This is a genomic window from Paenibacillus lemnae, from assembly GCF_012933385.1.
GTDB classification, from domain to species: Bacteria; Bacillota; Bacilli; order Paenibacillales; family Paenibacillaceae; genus Paenibacillus_AQ; species Paenibacillus_AQ lemnae.
This window is the reverse complement of sequence record NZ_JABBPN010000035.1, coordinates 1-15,524: the sequence shown is the minus strand read 5'-3', so window position 1 is coordinate 15,524 and position 15,524 is coordinate 1. Positions and strand designations below refer to the sequence as shown.

16 protein-coding genes are annotated in these 15,524 nt (G+C 48.9%); 2 read left to right on the top strand and 14 right to left on the bottom strand.

Annotation, left to right across the window (positions count from 1 at the left end):
- Nucleotides 1-393: 393 nt before the first annotated feature.
- Nucleotides 394-1,272, bottom strand: a complete 879-nt coding sequence (locus tag HII30_RS21085) for a nucleotidyltransferase-like protein (RefSeq protein ID WP_169507017.1) — start codon at nucleotides 1,270-1,272, stop codon at nucleotides 394-396.
- Between the two features lie 114 nt (nucleotides 1,273-1,386).
- On the opposite strand from HII30_RS21085, the gene HII30_RS21080 reads away from it, so the two are divergent.
- On the top strand, nucleotides 1,387-1,758 hold the full coding sequence (locus HII30_RS21080) for a YgzB family protein (protein ID WP_169507016.1): 372 nt from the start codon (nucleotides 1,387-1,389) through the stop codon (nucleotides 1,756-1,758).
- Between the two features lie 120 nt (nucleotides 1,759-1,878).
- Here HII30_RS21080 and HII30_RS21075 read toward each other — a convergent pair whose 3' ends face one another.
- The 12 genes from HII30_RS21075 to uptA all read right to left on the bottom strand — a co-directional run bounded on the left by HII30_RS21075 (nucleotide 1,879) and on the right by uptA (nucleotide 13,706).
- On the bottom strand, nucleotides 1,879-3,594 hold the full coding sequence (locus tag HII30_RS21075; protein WP_343045145.1) for a glycosyl hydrolase family 18 protein: 1,716 nt from the start codon (nucleotides 3,592-3,594) through the stop codon (nucleotides 1,879-1,881).
- 85 nt (nucleotides 3,595-3,679) lie between these two features.
- On the bottom strand, nucleotides 3,680-4,111 hold the full coding sequence (perR, locus tag HII30_RS21070; RefSeq protein WP_169507014.1) for a peroxide-responsive transcriptional repressor PerR: 432 nt from the start codon (nucleotides 4,109-4,111) through the stop codon (nucleotides 3,680-3,682).
- Nucleotides 4,112-4,204: 93 nt separating this feature from the next.
- Nucleotides 4,205-6,106, bottom strand: a complete 1,902-nt coding sequence (locus HII30_RS21065) for a DUF4097 family beta strand repeat-containing protein (protein ID WP_246246811.1) — start codon at nucleotides 6,104-6,106, stop codon at nucleotides 4,205-4,207.
- Between the two features lie 165 nt (nucleotides 6,107-6,271).
- On the bottom strand, nucleotides 6,272-6,985 hold the full coding sequence (locus HII30_RS21060) for an MgtC/SapB family protein (protein WP_169507013.1): 714 nt from the start codon (nucleotides 6,983-6,985) through the stop codon (nucleotides 6,272-6,274).
- A gap of 50 nt (nucleotides 6,986-7,035) precedes the next feature.
- Nucleotides 7,036-7,497, bottom strand: a complete 462-nt coding sequence (locus HII30_RS21055) for a GNAT family N-acetyltransferase (RefSeq protein WP_169507012.1) — start codon at nucleotides 7,495-7,497, stop codon at nucleotides 7,036-7,038.
- Between the two features lie 106 nt (nucleotides 7,498-7,603).
- Entirely contained in the window at nucleotides 7,604-9,043 is a 1,440-nt protein-coding gene (gene gatB, locus HII30_RS21050; protein WP_169507011.1) for an Asp-tRNA(Asn)/Glu-tRNA(Gln) amidotransferase subunit GatB, read from the bottom strand.
- Between the two features lie 27 nt (nucleotides 9,044-9,070).
- Entirely contained in the window at nucleotides 9,071-10,528 is a 1,458-nt protein-coding gene (gene gatA / locus HII30_RS21045) for an Asp-tRNA(Asn)/Glu-tRNA(Gln) amidotransferase subunit GatA (protein ID WP_169507010.1), read from the bottom strand.
- A 24-nt stretch (nucleotides 10,529-10,552) separates the two neighbouring features.
- Nucleotides 10,553-10,840 (bottom strand): Asp-tRNA(Asn)/Glu-tRNA(Gln) amidotransferase subunit GatC, encoded by a 288-nt coding sequence (gene gatC, locus HII30_RS21040; RefSeq protein WP_169507009.1) that lies wholly within the window; start codon nucleotides 10,838-10,840, stop codon nucleotides 10,553-10,555.
- Between the two features lie 108 nt (nucleotides 10,841-10,948).
- A complete protein-coding gene (locus HII30_RS21035) occupies nucleotides 10,949-11,329 on the bottom strand; it encodes an ATPase (protein ID WP_169507008.1) in 381 nt (126 codons plus the stop codon).
- Between the two features lie 570 nt (nucleotides 11,330-11,899).
- Nucleotides 11,900-12,526 carry an MBL fold metallo-hydrolase gene (locus tag HII30_RS21030; protein ID WP_169507007.1) on the bottom strand — a complete coding sequence of 209 codons (627 nt, stop codon included), beginning with the start codon at nucleotides 12,524-12,526 and terminating at the stop codon, nucleotides 11,900-11,902.
- A gap of 3 nt (nucleotides 12,527-12,529) precedes the next feature.
- Nucleotides 12,530-13,096 carry a thioredoxin family protein gene (locus tag HII30_RS21025; protein ID WP_169507006.1) on the bottom strand — a complete coding sequence of 189 codons (567 nt, stop codon included), beginning with the start codon at nucleotides 13,094-13,096 and terminating at the stop codon, nucleotides 12,530-12,532.
- Entirely contained in the window at nucleotides 13,086-13,706 is a 621-nt protein-coding gene (gene uptA, locus HII30_RS21020; protein ID WP_169507005.1) for an undecaprenyl phosphate transporter UptA, read from the bottom strand. Before uptA ends, HII30_RS21025 begins: the two co-directional genes overlap by 11 nt.
- 175 nt (nucleotides 13,707-13,881) lie before the next feature.
- Between uptA and HII30_RS21015 the strand changes: the two genes are divergently transcribed.
- On the top strand, nucleotides 13,882-14,196 hold the full coding sequence (locus tag HII30_RS21015) for a hypothetical protein (protein WP_169507004.1): 315 nt from the start codon (nucleotides 13,882-13,884) through the stop codon (nucleotides 14,194-14,196).
- Between the two features lie 33 nt (nucleotides 14,197-14,229).
- Here the strand turns inward: HII30_RS21015 and HII30_RS21010 are convergent.
- Nucleotides 14,230-15,524 (bottom strand): O-antigen ligase family protein (locus tag HII30_RS21010; RefSeq protein WP_211184722.1); only part of this gene is annotated, 1,295 nt, incomplete at its 5' end.

Sequence of the window (15,524 nt, the reverse complement as noted above, 5' to 3'; positions counted from 1 at the left end):
ATTTATCGAGCGAACACTTTCCCGAATGACTCCGAGAAAATATCCGACCGATGAGTTTAAAAGCTCATTTCAAAACTGACGAGATATTACTATCTCATGTTTGATCTTGCTAAAAGCAAGATCGGTTTAACTCACTCGTTGTTCAGTTTTCAAAGATCAAAATCTCATTTTTCGTCACAACCAATCTCTCAGCGGCGACTTTTATAATATATCACATTGCCCATTGTTTCGTCAAGAACTTTTTTTGAAGTTTCTTAACCGACATTTTTCGAGGATGAATTTTGTCATCGCCTCTCAAAGGGGCGAGTTATAATGTATCACAGATTTAAGTTAGCCGTCAACTACTTTTAAAGATAAAGAGAGAAAGCTTTAATAAAGCTCTCCCTCTACACTTCAGTTCGCTAGATAACGTATGTGTTCGCTTCCTGTCCGATGGGCTTCTTTCCATCCTACAGCTTCATGAATCAGGGAACGATACACCAGCTTTCGGAGCACAAGCGGCAGTTCTGTACTCACCTGCTCCATCATGGGATGCTGCATCAGTTCCTGAATGGACCATGGAAGCTTCCTGCTGCGTAGAATGCGCATAAGAGGCTGTGAGTATTCCGCCATCTTAGAGATCACTGAAAACTCACATGCCAGCAGCGCTAGTTCAATACGCTGTGCCAGCGTTTCTGAACTGTCTGTAAGCTCTTCGTACAACTTGCGTACTGGCGTATTCAAACCCGACATCTGCTCCCACACAGCATCTTCCGGATGAATACCTCTCTGAATAAGCTCGATTCGTGCCCATTGCTGCAAACCTTCCATCATACTCAAAAAGGCATCCAGTACATGTTTGTTTTTCAAATGAGTTTTGGCATCCACATAGTGTCTTAAAAATCGGGCAAACCCAACAAATAGCTTTTGTTCTCTCAAAGAACCGCCAAAGGTTAAAAATTCACGCCGAAGTTCACTCAATTTCCCCTCAGTATCTTTGATCAAGCTACCATCCATTATACATTTCAGTATCATATGATTTTCTGCAGTGATCAGTTCATGCTGCAGTTCGTCTATGCTTAGATTAAACATCTGACATCGTTCACCTAAAACATGAATGTGCTGTACTTCAGGCTCTGTCATTTCTCCTTCGTATACAACAAGCAGATTCAACTCAAAATCATGAGCGAGCGAACCACTAAACCCTGCAGTGCGATTTCGGTAAACGACCGCTCCCAAAGCTTTTGCATCAACCGAATTGTTATAATATAAAGAAAAGTTGGCTAGTTCCACGATTCCCTCCATACATTCCTTGGCCAAAACAAGCCATTTCAGTTATACTATATTTCTACATGTAAATGTCAGTTCCTTCTTTATAATCTATTTCAATGACAGGAGTCTTTATACATGATCTTCAAATCCGCTAAAATTAACGCCTTCCGTACCTGGGGTTTGCTGCTTACCATGATTGGTATGGGACTTATGGTATTAGGTACCGCAGGCATCGTGTTCTGGGGACAAGCCGGTAAAATTTTCGCAGGTATCGGCCTGGTTTTGGGACTGATTACTATGTTAGGCAGCATGGGGATCTATTTTTGGGCAGGAATGCTCTCAACCAGCGCTGTGCAGATTCAATGTCCCGAATGCGGCAAACTCACCAAAATGCTGGGTAAAACCGATCGCTGCATGTTCTGCAGAACGATCCTGACACAGGATCCGGGTATCGCAACCATTACAGCAGATGAGTTGGAAGCAGAACAACCGAAAACTTCCGTTTAAGTGCCTGTTTACATCGGGACAAATTCTCCACTTTCGCCACTCAACGTCACTTAATCAAAAAAGCCGAACCCTTAGGGAGCCGGCTTTTTTTATTTTGCAGTAAAAAACGAAGGTATGAGATCATTGGTGAATATGGTTCAATACTTCCCAAGCTGCAGGAGCCCCCAAGCTTCGAGTCCATGTAGCAATCCCGGCCAGTTTATATTTTCGAGCCAGATCCACCCGGGCTTCTAGGGAGACTTCATCCTCGATCCAGATTTTTTTCAGCGTGTTATCCTCTTGGTATTCCACGTAATTCTGTTTTGTCGACTCATCGAATTCAGGAGTAAGCTTCTTGTCCGCCAAAAGGTTTTGAATAGCAGTCATACCGACAGCTTTGGACGATACTTTCCCACCGCCATCCTTACCTTCTTCTGTCCATATCCGTGTATACAAAGGAATACCTAGAACAAGCTTGGTCGGTGGAACATCATCTTCCTCCAGGATGCGCCTTACTGTACCTTCAGCCCAAGGCAGGGAAGAAACAGATCCGGCTTTGGGGCTCGCCGCCCAATGTTCGTCGTAAGACATGACAATCATATAATCAACGGCTTTTCCCAGCTCTCTCCGGTCCAAAAATGCTGACCACATTTCACTGTTAGACTTAGGGGTAACATCTATCGAGGTGACGAGTCCCTTCTCCCGGGCACGCGGGTTCATTTCCCGCATAAAATGGATTAGATTATGTTTGTCCGCCGTATAGACGTTCTCGAAATCGATATTAATCCCATCGAGATCATACTGATCAGCGAGTGCCAGCATATCCTTTATGAGTGCAGCACGTGTCTTGTAATGAGATAACACAGATGTGGTGATATCCGGATTAAAACTGTTCGTAACCACACCCCACACCTCTTTGTTTTGTCCATGAGCCCATTTTACATAACCAGCGTCTGCAGAATTCTCAATTTTTCCTTCTTCGCTCACAATGCTGAACCAGGTAGGGCTGACCACATTCACACCCGGAAGCTTCCCAATGGATTGCGTATCCGGATTCCGTGAATACACGGCTTCCCAGGTCAGATTAACCGACTTGTCTCTCCACTCCTTATCTGCCCGTGACGGCTCATGGATCACGGTTGGGATCAGCTTATCCCCTGCAGGCTCTACCCGCTCCTGTTGAATGAATCCTGTGTATCCGCTGTCAGTCTGCACATAATACCATTCCTCTTCCGATCCCCATATTCGAACTCGCTCACCCTGAGACATATCTTCCATAATCGGTGATTTCACAGACGGCCCGTGCCGCAGAGGAATAAGCTCGTCAGTATCTTTGGAAAAGGCCTTTCCAAGCGTCAGAAGATCTCCCGCTCGCATTAAAATCACAGCTCCTGTATCCGGATCCTGATGGAATGCGGTGCCGTAAAGTTCTTTCAGCAAGCCGGCCGGAATGTATACTTCATTCGAGATTTTTTGGACACTTTGTTTAAACGTCATCGCACGGCCATTTCGCTCACCTGTACGTTCATTCAGCTTCAGCCAAACAACATCGGACGGCGTAGTTAAAATGACGGATTCCGTATCATCCTCAACATGTATGTAAGGATCCACATATTCTTGTATGAGCGGAAGAGGAAGCATTAAAGCTTCTCCACTGCCATCAGCCGAATATCCGGTCATCACACCTTCTACAAAAACCGGCTGCTTTACTCCCTTCCAGTCAGGCTCAGCATGTCTGGTGTTCGGCATTTTATCTATGATCCACCATGCTCCCGCCGCAACAAGAATGAATAAGAATAATGTCCCCCATTTTTTTCTGCCGCTGTTTCTGCGCCGCCTCCGTCTTCTTCCTGTCAATATGGTTCCTCCTATACTAAGTTCCCGCTGCATCTCTCATAAAAAAAACAAAACGTGGGGAATATGTTATTCCGCACGTTTTAGATTAGTGATGTAGTTGTTTGCAGGTTCCGCAGATGCCGTGCAGCTCCATCCTATGACCTTTCACCTGGAAACCTGTAATCTTCTCCGCCTGATGTTCTATATCAGACAAGGTCGGATAACTGAAATCTTCAATTTTACCGCATATCTCGCACATTACATGATAATGATCCGAGACGTTGGCATCAAAACGACTGGAATTGTCACCGTACGTAAGTTCACGAACCATACCCGCTTCGATAAACATTTTTAAATTGTTGTATACCGTAGCTACGCTCATGCTTGGAAATTTCGGTTCCAATGCACGATATATATCATCGGCCGTGGGATGGCCCATGGATTCAACCAGGTAGGACAAAATCGCGTGACGCTGCGGCGTGATCCGGACACCCGATGCCTTCAATTGTTCCAACGCATGTTCTACGGACGTTCCCATAAATGCCCACCGCCTTTGTAGTTTGATCAGATGACTGACATATTGTAAAAATGATGCAGCTCATTTTATTGTAATGTTATGTTTTAAAATTTGTCAATAAGGCAGCGGGATCTGACCGCGCTCACCTGACCTGTTATCTGTATCAGGATAACTCCGGTAGATGTTCAGGTTGCTGTTACCCTCGATTTTGATGGAGTGATCCCCGCTTCCAATTCTGCCTGTAACCTTTTTTTGTTCGACCCGGAAAAAAGGAATGTCCGTAAAAATGGTTCCGTAGCTGGTCGTTCCTTCCAGACTGTAATCCCCTATGAGCGGAATGTGGATCACCATCTCTCCTACAGCGCTATACACATCCCACGCACCGCCGATGAGTCCGGAACGAATATCAACAGCTCCATTCAAAGATTCGGCTTTTAACGCTTGTCTAACTCCTGCCAGTGAAATATTTCCGTTCTTCGTTTTGACCTCAATATCCTCAGCAAGTCGATTGGCGGTAATGTTACCGACCTGTGTTGTTAATACGGCATTGCCAGTCACATCATACGATTGGATGCTTCCGCTGTTGCTGGAGAGCTTAACGTTTCCGTTAACATTCCGGATGTTGATGTTCCCGTTTAATGTTTTTCCGGTCACATCTCCATACACTCCGCTCAATGTGATCGGTCCATTTCCGGACTCCAGTTCAATATTGCGAATGGCTTCGACTCCGAGCAGTGTGATCGCCCCGTTCATGGTGCGAAGTTCCATATCAAATCGCCGGTCATCCGGAATGGTAATATCGAGGTTCATCCTCGGCTGCCTTTTTCCTGATTGACCATAGGATTTCCCTTTAGCTTGAATAGATATAATACTGCCTTCATCGCCTTCGATCACTGACTGCTCCGCTATAGCCTCAGCTAATGCGGGTTCTTCCTGGTCGACCCATACCTCGGTCCTCACCCGAATACGATCGATATCTGCCCGCTGGATCATGATATCACCATTTATTTGATCTACCGTCAATCGGGACGTTTCGAGATCCACCGGGATTTCAAGCAAAGGTTTGAGAAACCGGTTGTCTGCTTCTTCACTATAGTCTACCCCGGCAGCAGTCAGATTGAGACTGACCCGATTCCACAAATGCAGGAAGTGCTCCTGTTGGGATACGAAAAAGAAGGAACCCGCCGCAAAAAGACACAGCAGCATGCCGCGGATATCCGGACGGAATCGCCATTCTTTTGCTGAAGAACGACGATATCTGAAATACGTATAGCGTGCTAAATATTCTAATCCGAGAATGACAAACAAAGACGGCCACCAGGACAGCAGTATAAAAATATGATCCGTACCGCGCCATTCGTCTGCCAGCAGCAAACCTCCTGTCACGATCAGGAGCAGTGCTGCCGTATATCTGCCAATTTTGATGGTATGCCTCGTACTCACAGGTTCTTTCACACCCAGAAACAAACCGATCAAAATGAGAGCCGCAGCTGAAATTTCCGTGCCAAAGTCACGAATGGTGGTTTGCAGCCAAGCCGGCTTTTGATGCAGCAGGATCAAGAGGGCTCCTCCCAATATTAAAATCAACCCAAACGCAAATCCGCCTCTTCCTCTGAAAATATCACGTTCATGACGATCTGCCTTATGGAAATGGACAGAAGCTGAACTTTCTGCACGTCGTCTTCGGGAAATCATATAATCTGCGGTCTGCAGCACATCGTATACATTATAAAAATAACCCGCAGGGATCAAAAGCCCCAGCAGGATTAACAGCGGGACATTGATCTGCATGCCGATGGAGGAGAAATACAGCAGTGCAGAAACGTCGAGCATCAACAGCATGACAAATAATAGACCTTTCCGATACAAACCAAGATATATATGTCCCATGCCGGGGATGATGGCAGCCAGCAGAAGAGCAGGGATTTTCCTCCTTCTCCTGAGCAGGCCATGATATCGTTTCGGCGATAAGGCTCGGATTTTGTTTTGTTTTTGCAGTGCTTGCGGTTCCGGCATAATACTCCCCTCCCTCCGAAAAACCATCGTTTCTTTCTTTGATAGTACCCTAAACCTGGGCGGTAGTAACTGTAAAAAATCTGGATATCCAAGTCATTTCACAGGCTTCCGGTATTCCCCTTTCAAAAAAGCCACCCCTGCAGGGGTGGCTTAGGCCATAACGCTTTACTCCGCTGTGACCATGGTGACACCACCCAGTTCGCGAATCTGTTTCGTCAGATCAACCGGGTCAAATTTGCGGTCTGTCAGGACATGCAGCGATATTTCTAATCCTGGAACAGCCGGCTGTGCTTCCCCATACGGGACAGAACTGCGCTCGTTGACGATGAGTTTTTTGATGACAAATCCCTTGTTGTTCAGCATATCAGAGAGACCATCCAAGAGGCCTGGCGCGTTAGCAGCATGCACAGAAATTAAATGCATCTTGCTGCCACGAATATAGCGCTGTTCCAGTTTATTAAATACGACCAGATTAACGATAATCAGAAGCGTCGAAACCACCGCTGCAAAATAAAACCCCGCGCCTACCGCAAGACCAATGGCTCCTACAACCCAGATGGAAGCGGCAGTGGTCAAGCCCGTGATGGACTTGCCAGTAAACAAGATGGTTCCCGCTCCGAGAAACCCGATCCCGGTAATGACAGCGGTTGCCAGACGAGCCGGGTCAATCCGCACATTCACTTCGTCCACAAAGTCAGAAAATCCGTACACCGAAAGCAGCATAATTAAGGATGATCCCATACAAACCAAAATATGAGTCCGCAAGCCGGCTGCGTGATTGGAACGCTCTCTTTCCCAGCCGATGATTCCTCCCAGCACAAGAGAAAGCACTAACCTTAACAAAATATTCGTATTGTCAATCACCCATGGGCTATCCATTGAACTCCTCCTAGTATGCTTATGAGCTTGTTGTTTTGCGAATGATAAAGCTATGCATGGCGGCGCAGATGAAACTCTGTAAGCTCTACACCGGGAGCCACCTCAAAAGTGCTCGCACGCTTGAAGCCGTATTTCTCGTACAGTGCTGCTGCTGGCGCATTCTTCGTCCCGGTCGAAACGATGAATAATGGAATACGAGCATACGTATCCAGCACCGCAGTAATCAGTTCCGCTGCAATTCCTTGACGAAAATACTGCGGATGAACCATCATCCGGCTGATGGTAAGCTGTTCTTCCCCAAGTTCAACCGCTATGGCTCCTATCAGATCCCCCTCTGTGCTCCGGAATCCATAAAAGATTTCACCGCATGAAGCAATAGACTCAAAAGTATCCATAAGGGGCGGCAGCTCGGTCAGGCCAATCCTCTCTGCTTCATACGGGTAGGATGCATGCTGGAGTGTCCATATTTCCTGTACGGTCTCCTGTTCTTCCAGTGACAATAGATGAACCATGGGGTTTTCCGCCTCCTTTGCTGTCATTCATAATAGAGCTGATGTTTATTTATATACAAAACAGGAACCGCCATGAAGGCAGTTCCCTTTGTTCTTGAGCCGGTAATCAGCTGTTCAGCACGTCCACCAGCAGCTTATTGGCAAGCGCGGGATTCGCTTTACCCTTACTTTCTTTCATGACCTGGCCAACGAGGAACCCGATCGCTTTCTGTTTGCCGGCTTTATAGTCCTCCACAGATTGCGGATTGTTCGCGACCACCTGCTCCACGATACTCTTGATGGCACCTTCATCACTGATCTGCACCAGGCCCTGTTCCTCGACGATCTGCTGCGGCAGCTTGCCGCTGTCCAGCATCGCTTTGAACACGGTCTTGGCAATCTTGGTACTGATCGTTCCCTTTTCGATCAGTCCGATCATTTCCCCGAGACCTTGACCTGTGATCTTGACTTGAGGCAGCTCAAGATTGTTCGCATTCAAATACCCCATCAGCTCACCCATAATCCAGTTGGAGACGGACTTGGCATCCTGGGTATACTTCAGACTGTCTTCAAAGAAGTCAGCCATCGCTTTGGATGATGTGATTACACCTGCATCATAATCAGGTAATCCATACTCCGCAGCATAACGGGCTTTTCTTGCATCCGGCAATTCCGGAATCGTGGAGCGGACTGCTTCTTTCCATTCGTCACTGATATGAACACGTACGAGATCCGGATCCGGGAAATAGCGGTAGTCGTGCGCTTCTTCCTTGCCGCGCATGGACAGCGTCTTGCCCTGAGCTTCATCCCATCGCCGTGTCTCCTGGACAATGACTCCGCCTTCGTCCAAAATTTCAGCCTGACGATACTGTTCGTATTCCAATCCGCGCTGCACACCACGGAACGAGTTCATGTTCTTGAGTTCGGCTTTTGTTCCCAGTTCTTTCTGCCCGTGAGGGCGAAGACTGATGTTCGCGTCACAGCGCAGCGAGCCTTCTTCCATCTTAACATCCGATACATCACAATACTGCATAATTGCACGCATTTTCTCCAGGTATGCTTTCGCTTCTTCGGGTGAAGAAATTTCCGGTTCCGATACAATCTCAACCAGAGGTGTCCCTACACGGTTAAAGTCAACCAGAGAAGCATATCCTCCGTCAACATGAGTCAGCTTGCCGGCATCTTCTTCAAGATGAAGGCGTGTAATACCGATGCGCTTGGTCTCGCCATTCACTTCAATATCAATCCAGCCGTTCAGCCCTATGGGCTGATCATATTGGGAGATCTGATAGGCTTTAGGTGAATCGGGATAAAAGTAGTTTTTGCGGTCAAACTTACTGATATCGCCAATCGTACAATTCAGCGCCATGGCTGCTTTCATAGCATATTCAACCGCCTGTCGGTTCAGCACCGGCAGAACGCCGGGATGCCCGAGACAGATGGGACAGGTATGTGTGTTGGGCGGAGCTCCGAAAGACGTGGAGCAGCCGCAGAAAATCTTGGACTGGGTATGCAGTTCAACGTGAACCTCCAGCCCGATGACCGTTTCATAATTGGATGTAGACATATCTCGTTTCCCTCCTTCTGCCGGTCCTTACAGTTCCGGACGCCGTTTGTGATGGTCTGTGTTCTGTTCGTAAGCGTGAGCCGTACGCAGTACGGTCGATTCGTCAAAAGCCTTACCGATGATCTGAAGTCCGACAGGCATGCCGTCTGCAAATCCGCAAGGTACACTAATCGCCGGCACGCCTGCCAAACTGACCGGAATTGTCAAAATATCATTCAAATACATGGTCAGTGGATCGTCTACTTGAGCACCGAGCTTAAACGCTGTCGTTGGAGCCGTTGGTCCGATAATGACATCGTATTTCTCGAACACTTGATCAAAATCACGCTTGATCAAGGTACGCACCTTCTGTGCTTTTAAATAGTAAGCATCATAATACCCGGAGCTGAGAGCATAAGTACCCAGCATAATCCGGCGCTTGACTTCATCTCCAAAACCCTGGGTACGGGATTCGTGGTAGAGATCCAGCAGGCTGCCAATATGATCCACGCGCTGGCCATAACGGACACCGTCAAACCGTGCCAGATTGGAAGATGCCTCGGAGGAGGCCAGCAGGTAATAAGTCGCTACGGCATATTCGGTATGCGGAAGAGAAACCTCTTCCCACACAGCGCCAAGGCTTTCCAGTACCTTCAAAGCGCTCAGCACCGTCTCTTTCACCCCGGCATCTACGCCTTCCCCCAGATATTCTTTAGGGACAGCAATCCGGAGACCGGATACATCGCCGTTCAGGGCGCTAACATAGTCAGGAATTTCGACTTTGGCAGAGGTGGAATCCATGCCGTCATAGCCTGCGATCGCCTGCAGCACATAGGCAGAATCTTCGACATTCTTCGTCAGCGGACCAATCTGATCCAAAGAAGAAGCAAAAGCTACCAAACCGAAGCGGGAAACCAGACCATAGGTTGGCTTCAAACCAACGACACCGCAGTATGATGCAGGCTGGCGAATCGAACCGCCTGTATCCGAACCCAGTGTAAAGAAAGCTTCTCCGGCTGCGACCGCTGCAGCGGAGCCTCCGCTGGAGCCCCCAGGAACTCTCTCAAGATTCCATGGGTTGCGTACCGGATAGAAGCTGGAATTCTCGTTAGATCCTCCCATAGCGAATTCATCCATATTTAATTTGCCGATGGTCACCGCATCCGCAGCACGCAGCTTAGATACGACCGTAGCATCATATACAGGATTGAAATTGGATAAAAACTGGCTGGCACATGTGGTGCGAAGCCCTTCCGTAACGATGTTGTCTTTAATACCGGCAGGCAGGCCAAACAGCAATCCACGTTCTTCACCGGATACAAGCTTGTCATCAAGCTTCTTTCCTTGTGTACGTGCCCCTTCTTCATTCAGCGTAATGTATGCCTGAACCTTCTCGTCTCGCTCACCAATCTTCCGGAAGGCTTCATCGACCAGATCACTGACAGACAGCTCTTTATCATGCAGCTTGTTATGTATCTCGGTTAATTTATAATCGAACAAACTCAAGTTGTGTATCCTCCTCTATTCGCACTATTCCATGACAGCAGGTACTTTAAAGTGACCGTCTTCTTCATCCGGCGCATTCAGCAGCACCTTTTCTATCGGCAGAGATTTGCGGTTCTCATCTTCTCTCATGACATTGTGAAGCGGCAGAACATGGGTGGTAGGCTCAACACCTTCTGTATCGAGCTCCTTCAGCTTCTCGGCATATTGTAATATCGCATTTAACTGATCCGTAAAAAGATTCTCTTCTTCCGGTGTCATATTGAGTCTGGCCAGCTTGGCCACATGCTGAACGTCCTTGGTTGTAATGCTCATGTGTTTCACTCCTCTTTCTGGCGAATAACTTTTCTCATTATATTGTAGAAGAGGGGACAATTCAATCCAAACCGGCATGCAAAAAGAGCCGGCCCAAGGCCGACTCTTCTAAATCCAAGCACGAAGATTGACTTGTTTGATGAAGTCAGCCTGAGACAGCGTCTCCTTGGCTTCCTCCTCCTCTTCAGCTATATCCTGCTCGCCGTTCATCACCTGATGAAACAGCTTTTCATTATATGTCGACAGGGCAAAATCGATGAGCGCTTCCCGCTCGATCCGCTCGGCTTCCTGCTTCAACACGACAGCCTCCAGCTCAATATCACCGGCCGGAACAAAAAAATTACGGTTGAGATAGGGAATCCGAATTACGTATTCAAACGCATTGTCCGGATTTCGGTCGTAGGCAATAATATATGCGTACTGGCCAACGGGAAGATTTTGCTCAAAGGCATCTGCGACGATTGTAACTTTTTCCCCTAAACGCAGCATCGTCTACCTCCTGTGTTGTCTTTCGTTATCAACTTAGTCTACTAAAAAACAATAGAGTTGTCTACGAGATAATCTTTAACAGCAGGAGCGAAAATCTGGACCAGGGTGTTACGCTTGGCATGCATCCCATCACGACATAGTTAACACATCCGTTGACCTGCGGATGAAGATTGAGCTGTTCGTTCAATAAAAACCCGCACGATGGGACTCCAGCTTATTCCTCCACGGCTGTGATTCGGGATTATCCCTGATCATTCGCATCCAAATGACAGAGTTATCCCTCTCTGCTGTAGAACTGCAAAGATCAGAAACGTGTTCTCTGATGATTACATCCCGTGTATCGACAACGTATGGCAAGATCTCGTACTTCACTGTATATCCCCCTCGTACAACATTTCACCAATCACGCAAAAAAAGCCTGTAAAATAAAAGAACGCAAACCGGGAAATTAATCCACAGTCTGCGTGCTTCGCAAAAGGTAACATTCAATTGACATCATTTTAACAACATTGCAACGTCTTGTCTACCCTGAAATGATGTAATGATGTCGAGGAAATCAAATTACCGACTTCATCTGACATAGGGATTCCGCTCTTTTTCATAGCCGATCGTTGTTCGGGGACCATGACCCGGATAAACCGTTGTATCGTCTGGAAACTTGAACAGGATATTTTGGATAGAATCCAGAAGATCCCGCTCCCTTCCTCCCGGTAAATCTGTACGGCCGACACCCAGTCGGAACAATACATCCCCGGCGAACAAGTCGCTGCCAGTCAACAGACTGACACTTCCCGGAGAATGCCCAGGCGTGTGATATACCGTAAAGGTGTGGCCGATCAGCTCCAGCTTCTGCCCGGCGGCAAAATCATATTCGGCCGGATCGGTACTGAGCGGCGACGTTACCTGCGGCCACATCAAGGATCCATTCAGCTTCGGGGTCGTCAGCCAGTCCTGCTCCAGATCATGCAGGTAGACGGGACAACCCTTGAGCTTGCGTATTTCATCCACACCGCCCATATGATCAAAGTGAGCATGTGTCAGCAGAATCGCTTCAACCTCGAGATCAGCGATAGCTTTGACCAGTGGTCCGGGATTCATGCCGGGGTCAATAATCACCGCTTTTCCCAGGTCCTCATTAATAAGAAGGTACGCATTGGTCTGCAAGGGGCCCAGGTTGTATGAAGTAATCGTCAGCATCCGTTAAACCCCCGAGATCAAATGCCGCAGTTCAGCAATAATCGCTGCAGCTGACTCATGCTGCTCACCATAAGCCTTATGGATGTCCTTGCGCACTTCCATCAGCTTGTCCTGATATTCAGGTGCTTCACGGTCAGGGTAATTCTGTTTAAACTCAGCCATATGCTTCTGGACATGGGCCGGACGCGGTCCCCACTTATCCAGCACATCACCGTCTGCATTTGTAAAAATCACAACCGGTATGGAACGGCCGCCAAATGTCAGAAATTGATCCATGACATCCAGATGCTGCTCCATCACGAGCACCTCGGTTTGTATGCCAGCGGTTTCCAGTGCGCGGAATACGACGGGTACATTACGTACCACATCCCCGCACCAGTCGGCAGCGAGAATAAGCACCCGGAGATCATCTTTACGTTCCAGACTTGCAAAAAATTCACGATCTTGTTCACTACTCCACTCAAATGCATCGTAGTTGGATTGAAAAGTGTCTTTGTTCTTCTCCATGCTGTCTATAAACTGCTTGGGTGTGATCCCCGTGCCAAACTTGTGAGACAGATTAACGGCCATGGTTCGCCCTCCCTTTTTTGAGCTTCATCCATTTAATTATAAAGTAAAAGATAAGGATTGCCAAAGCACCCAGCAGGATCTCTCTGAGATAAGGTGCTGCCTTCTCGTCAATCAGCTCCCACTGATCACCGAGGATCAGTCCCAGGTACAAAAACAATGCGGTCCACGGAATCACGGCTAGCGTTGTCAGTAAGGTAAAGCGCCAGACATTCATCTTTGTGATTCCTGCAGGAATCGAGATAGCATGGCGAACTATCGGAACAAACCGGGCGGTGAAAATCACACCGGTTCCGTATTTTCTGAACCAGTCCTCTGCGTAATCGATATGCTTTTTGTGAATCAGGATATACTTGCCGTACCGCTCAAGAAACGGTCTGCCCCCATACCGTCCGACACCATAAACCATCAGCTGGGCTATAACTCCTCCGGCCGTTCCGAAAAGGAGCGCCCCCCAAAAGCTGATCCTGCCATCCGAAACCAGATACCCGCCGTACGCCAGCACAATTTCACTCGGGATGACTTCCATCATCAATCCCAGCATAATCCCGAGATAACCCAGGCTCTGGATCCACTCAAACAACTGCGCGATCAGGTTATACATCCATTCCATCATATCCTCCTGCTTCATTCCCGAAATTTATGGTTTGCTGCGTAAAGCCCTGCCACTATCAATCTATTCAGAAAGAGTCCCGGACATGTCCCGGGTCCTGGTAAGCGCCCATTGTGATTGCATTCAGTGTCTTCCGCCCGGTTCGGCACATATGGTGAACAAAGGAGTGAAATCCATGCATACACCACACAGCAAACAAGCCGGCGTACGTCCACCTTCCCCAAGGGGAATTCGCCGGGCATGCAGCAAAGAGCTGTACCGGACGGCGAAGCGGCTGAAAACATATATATCCCCTGACCTCATGAAACAAGGTGAAGATCTCTATTATCGCAAAGTCATTGGCAAACTGATCTGGATTTATGAGAATTACAGCAACAAAAAGCTGTTGTGCGACTGGTGGGAATCCGAAGTCGCCCCTGAGCTGGCAGAGCTGTGGCAGGTGCCTGAAAAACCGCTCATAACAGCGTTTCGGGATGCATTTGGCGGTTGATACAAGCGCGCTGCTGTTGAAAGACAAGGTGACTCAGAAAGAACTCCTGCCGGATGCAGCTGTGCTGGGAGGGCTGGAGGTGGAGGCTGGTGGGTGGAGCCAGCGCCAGATCTCAGCTGCAGCCTGCTCTGCTTGAGGTGTCATTCCAAACTGCCGGTCATTACGGGACGCGGAGGTGCCGCTTACGGCAGCCGCCGTTTTTTTATACTCGTTATATAGCATGATTGCAGCAGCTGCGGTCTGCCGTGCAGAGACAGGATCACCGGCTTCCAATCGAGAATGAACAAGGGCAGACAGGGATTGAATCGCCTGCGTATACTTTTCGGCATGAAAGACATCCTGTCTCAGACTGATGCTGAACCACTGTGCGGCCTGTTCCGCCAGCCCCTTGTCCGCATAAAGAACCGCTGTTTTCCATAGGAGCTCAGGGCTCGCAGGAGAATGGGCAAGACTTTTGCGGATAGTTTGAAGGGCCTCATCCGCCGGAAGCAGATTCGCCATCTGGACTGCTGCTTCCACCGAATACGGATTCCACCGAAGGGACTGACGCAGCTGAACCAGACGCGCCGATGCGTCAGGTTCATTCGCAGCCAGCATGAGGTGGTACTGGCCCCTCCACATCACGGCCGACAAACCGGTAGCAAGGATCAGGACGATCGGAATGAGTGCAGGAAGGATAGTCTTGGAAATAGTGCCGTGCCAAAGAACAAGCGTTATATTAGACCAGCGGGATGATGCAGCATACCGTTGTTCTGCGTAGTCCTCGGACGTCCGGATTACAGAGTCCTGTCCTGCTGCGGGAAGGATGAAGATTAACAGCCAGATCAAACCGAAGGCCCAGTCAAAGTCAGCAAGACTGTGGAGGCAGAGCACCAGCAGTGGAGCCCACAGCGAGGTCTGGCGATGCTTCCACAGCCGATACAGCGTCCACCCCAGCAGCCCTGCAGCCAGGATAGAGAGCGCGCCGGTATTCAGAAGCCAATCGATGCAGCCGCTGTGCATCTCGGCCCCTACGTAGGGCTGACTTTGAAACGCCCGGTACTGGCTTCTCCATGTGTCACCGCCCTGTCCGAACCAGGGCGCCGCTTTCCACATGTGCCGCGCATCCTCGTACATAAGCCGTCTTGCATCCACCGTTCCGCCGTCCAGGCGCAGCCGCGAACCGGCGGCATGCCAGACGGCTGCGGCGGCGGTGCTGTATAGCAGCGCGGCGGCGGTTAGCGGCACGGCGATGCTGCCTCGCAGCATGCGCGGGATGCGGTGCTGGCGCGGGTGGCGGTGCTGGCGCGGGTGGCGGTGCTGGCGGCGGCGCATGCGCGCGCGGCCCG